General features: G+C 52.4%; 3 protein-coding genes. All 3 read left to right on the top strand.

The window, feature by feature from the left end:
* On the top strand, window positions 1–315 hold a 315-nt coding region (gene folK / locus ACT3R7_RS20525), incomplete at its 5' end, for a 2-amino-4-hydroxy-6-hydroxymethyldihydropteridine diphosphokinase (RefSeq protein ID WP_496199452.1).
* Window positions 316–392: 77 nt separating this feature from the next.
* On the top strand, window positions 393–1,211 hold the full coding sequence (locus ACT3R7_RS20520) for a flagellin N-terminal helical domain-containing protein (RefSeq protein WP_225736336.1): 819 nt from the start codon (window positions 393–395) through the stop codon (window positions 1,209–1,211).
* 185 nt (window positions 1,212–1,396) lie between these two features.
* Complete coding sequence (locus ACT3R7_RS20515) at window positions 1,397–2,650, top strand: 2-aminoadipate transaminase (protein ID WP_192539680.1); 1,254 nt, start codon at window positions 1,397–1,399, stop codon at window positions 2,648–2,650.
* Window positions 2,651–2,724 lie beyond the last annotated feature (74 nt).

The following is a 2,724-nucleotide window of genomic DNA, read 5'->3' as shown; positions in this document are numbered from 1 at the left end:
CTAGTGGCACACTCTCAGGCCATTCGCACGCCGCCGGTGGGCTTTTTAGATCAACCTGATTTTCTCAATGCCGCACTATTGATTCGTACGGCGCTGACCTATGAAGCGTTTCGCCTCTATTTAAAGACGGTAGAAAACCGCTTGGGGCGCGTGCATGGCCCGAACAAATCAGGCCCTCGCACCATGGATCTGGATATTGTGGCGTGGAATGGTGAACTGCTCGACCAGGGATACCTTGAATACGACTACGTCCGGCTCCCTGTTGATGAGGTGCTTACCGTCAGCGGACGTTCTTTAATGACAAAAAAAGGTTAACGATTTATCCGCTCAGGCCGATAACTCTATGGTCGCTAGTCAGCAAGCGCCGAGCTTCTCCCCTGTGAGGGTTTATATTGTTTAGCCTGAATACCAATCTAACCTCGCTGCTGGTGCAAAATAATTTGCGCAACAGTCAGCAGGCGATACAGACCTCCATGCAACGGCTATCGTCAGGCTTGCGTATTAATAGCGCCAAGGACGATCCGGCCGGGCAGGCGATCGCCAATCGAATGGGTTCGCAAATCCGCGGCATGCATCAGGCTATCCGCAATACCAACGACGGGATTTCGCTGGTACAAACGGCTGAAGGCTCGCTTAATCAGATCAACGACAATCTGCAGCGGATTCGTGAGCTAAGTGTTCAGGCGGGCAACGGTACCTATACGCCTGACGACCTGTCCTCAATTCAGGATGAAATCGACCAGCGGATGGAGGAAATCGACCGCATCGCAGAGCAGAGCAACTTCAACGGTATTAACCTGATCGGGGAGGCGCGCAGCCTTAATATTCAGGTGGGGGCCAATGCAGGCAATACCATCAGCGTGCGTATGGCGGCCATGAGCCTTGATGCATTAGGCCTTAATGGCTTCAGCGTGCTTAAAGACAATGCCACTGAAAACCCCATGGACAAGCTTGATGAGGCCATTAAGCAACTGGATCGTCAGCGCAGCTATTTTGGCGCGGTACAAAACCGTTTTGAAAGCGTGATCGATGGGCTTAATAACAACATCGTCAACCTTTCGGCGGCCCAGTCGCGCATTCAGGATACCGATTATGCCAAAGAAGTATCGAACCTGATCCGTGCGCAAATTCTCCAGCAGGCGGGCATGTCGATACTCGCTCAGGCCAACCAGCAGCCGCAGATGATCCTGCGTTTGTTGGAAGGCCTATAAGCTCCAGGCAGTAAAATATACATTCCTTTTTCGCCGATCAGTAACGTCACTGCCTGATCATTAAGCGCTTGGTGATTCATCCATTCCAATATGGCATGCATTAGGCGTTTTTTTTCGTTTGTGATCTCGCCTGATAATTTGCTTTGATAGCGTCATTCACCCTGAATGGCAGAAAAGCAATGGCAATGGATCTTCCTCATGTAAGTGCTGCGTTAGGCGTTTTACACCCTATTTGTATAGCCCGCGGGCGTAATGCGGAGGTTTGGGATGAATCAGGCCAGCGCTATATCGATTTTATCGGCGGCATCGGCGTGCTTAACCTTGGTCATAGCCATCCGGCAGTAGTGGAAGCCGTTCAAAGCCAGGTAGAAACGTTAATGCATTCTGCATTTAATGCAGTGCCACATCGGGGTTATCTATCGGTAGTAGACGCATTAAACCAGTTTGTACCGGTCTCCTATCCGCTCTCCTGCATGCTCACCAATAGCGGTGCAGAAGCAACCGAAAACGCTCTCAAAGTTGCTCGAGGTGTCACCGGTCGACAAGCAGTTATTGCCTTCGACGATGCTTTTCATGGCCGAACGCTGGCCGCCTTGAACTTGAATGGCAAGGTTAAACCGTACAAGTCAGGCCTTGGCGCCTTACCGGGGCCTGTCTATCACCTACCTTTCCCGAGCCGTGATAGCGGTGTGACCGATGAGCAGGCGCTTGCCGCGCTGGAGCGGCTATTTGAAGTTGAAATACCCGCCGATGAAGTGGCTTGCATGATCGTTGAGCCCATCCAGGGAGAAGGTGGTTTTCGCCTATTGTGCCCTCAGTTCGCCACGGCAATGCGTGAAATCTGTAATCAACACAACATCATACTGATATTTGACGAAATTCAATCAGGATTCGGGCGCAGTGGTAAGCGTTTCGGCTTTTCACACTTGGGCGTTGAGCCAGATCTTCTGTTGATGGGCAAAAGCATCGCCTCTGGGTTGCCGCTAGCGGCGTTAGCGGGGCGGGCAGAGCTAATGGATGCGTTACCCAAAGGTGCGCTGGGTGGCACATACTCAGGCAATGCAGTGGCATGCGCAGCCGCACTGGCCGTCATGGACATCATGCAGGAAGAGGCGCTTGCCTGCTGGGGAGAGCAGCAGGAAGCACTGATAGTTGAAGCTTACCAGGCGTGGCAGTCAAGCGGCCGCTTTCCTATGCTGGGAGCCATGACGGGCGTTGGTTCGATGCGGGGTATTGTTTTTAACGATACTCAAAATGCCACAGGCGCTGAGCATCTGACGGCGCTATTGACCGCCGGACGTAACGCTGGCGTTCTGCTGATGCCCAGCGGACGCAAACGCAATATTCTACGTTTATTGCCGCCGCTCACCACTGAGCCAGAAATATTAAAAGAAGGTCTAAGCCTTATTGAACAGGCGCTGGAGACGCTAAGCGCATGATCGCAATGCAAGCCGGTGAAAGTGTTAGCGCGGTATACAAGCGCTTTCTGGAAGCCCTAAAGACCCGCGGCTTC

The sequence above is a fragment of the Halomonas sp. AOP43-A1-21 genome, assembly GCF_052376775.1.
Lineage (GTDB): Bacteria > Pseudomonadota > Gammaproteobacteria > Pseudomonadales > Halomonadaceae > Vreelandella > Vreelandella colorata.
The sequence above is the reverse complement of the archived record's forward strand: the minus strand, read 5'-3'. Positions and strand labels throughout refer to the sequence as shown.